Source organism: Candidatus Erwinia dacicola (genome assembly GCF_001756855.1).
GTDB lineage: Bacteria > Pseudomonadota > Gammaproteobacteria > Enterobacterales > Enterobacteriaceae > Erwinia > Erwinia dacicola.
The window spans coordinates 1-1,163 of the sequence record NZ_MAYS01000394.1 but is presented as its reverse complement, the minus strand read 5'-3'; the positions used below and the strand labels follow the sequence as shown (position 1 = coordinate 1,163).

Annotated in this window: 1 protein-coding gene and 1 pseudogene; both read left to right on the top strand. The window is 54.0% G+C overall.

Annotated features, from left to right (window positions below; genetic code table 11):
• Positions 1–156 precede the first annotated feature (156 nt).
• Positions 157–624, top strand: a pseudogene (gene cysZ / locus BBW68_RS10975) (sulfate transporter CysZ); the annotation flags it as partial.
• Positions 625–923: 299 nt separating this feature from the next.
• Positions 924–1,112, top strand: a complete 189-nt coding sequence (locus BBW68_RS18435; RefSeq protein WP_148127641.1) for a hypothetical protein — start codon at positions 924–926, stop codon at positions 1,110–1,112.
• The last annotated feature ends 51 nt before the right edge of the window (positions 1,113–1,163 follow it).

Here is a 1,163-nt window from a genome sequence, read left to right as displayed (position 1 = left end):
TTGCGGATGCCTGAGCCGGATTAGTGTACCTAAAAATGGCTTTCCGGTTAAAAACACGACAAAAACTGCATTTTCATACTTAAACCTACGCACGAGCGCCGCATCAAAGGGATAGTTCGTTCTGACATTCATGGTTGGGCGCTCTCAGAAGAGGCGATTCAATCTCCTAACCATGGACTGCTGGCGGAACAGCTGGAAGGAAGGTTGACCGGTAAACCGCTGTCGGACAGCGACTGGAGCGGGCTGGTGAAAGATATGCCGCGCATAATAAAGCGTGAATGGCAGAAACTGGCTTACTATCTGCCGCGGGCCCTAGTCCTGCTGTTGCTCTATTTTTTCCCGGGTTTTGGGCAGACCATTGCCCCGGTGCTGTGGTTCGTGTTTAGCGCCTGGATATTGTCGATTCAGTACTGCGACTATCCGTTTGATTACCACAAGGTCAGCTTCCGCCATATGCTCTCTGCCCTGCGTCAAAATAAGACCGATAATATGCAGTTCGGCGCGCTGGTCAGCCTGTTCACCCTCATCCCTCTTCTGAATCTGGTGATCCTGCCCGTCGCCGTTTTCGGTGCCACCGCTATGTGGGTTGATCGCCACCGCGCGCAGCTGGCACTGCATCGCTAATGAGGTATTGCGGGTCGACCGAAGTAAATGATCGACTCCAGATGTATCCCCAGAAACACTGATCTGAATATTGTTGCGGGATGACAGATGTCAGGTTTCAGGAGGGAGGGCTGCTTTCCGCACCGGCATGAAGACATCCCTGTCGCGAGGCTGCATGGCCATCCCTAGCTGTGAGCCTGCTGCAATCAGCCCCCCCTCCTTTCACCCCGAGCCTCATTGTCGGTTTGAAACCCACAGCGAGCACGATGATAGCGGGGGATGAGTTCAGCCTGAAGTAAGCCGGACGTCACGCGGCAGGGATGCCGCGTGACGAGGCCCGCAGGGAGCGTCTTTTGCCGTTCCGGCGTACTCAGGCTGAACTCAGACCGGTGAGCGAACGTTTAGCGATGGATGTCATTTCTGGGAATACCTCATTTGGTCGCCTTCTGCACACCGACTCCTCCCGCTCAAAAGGGCACTGTTGCAAAGATCTGGCGATGGTAAACTGATGCCACTGTTTAGTTGAAGGAGTAGCACATGAACCTATTTAAAGGTCGACA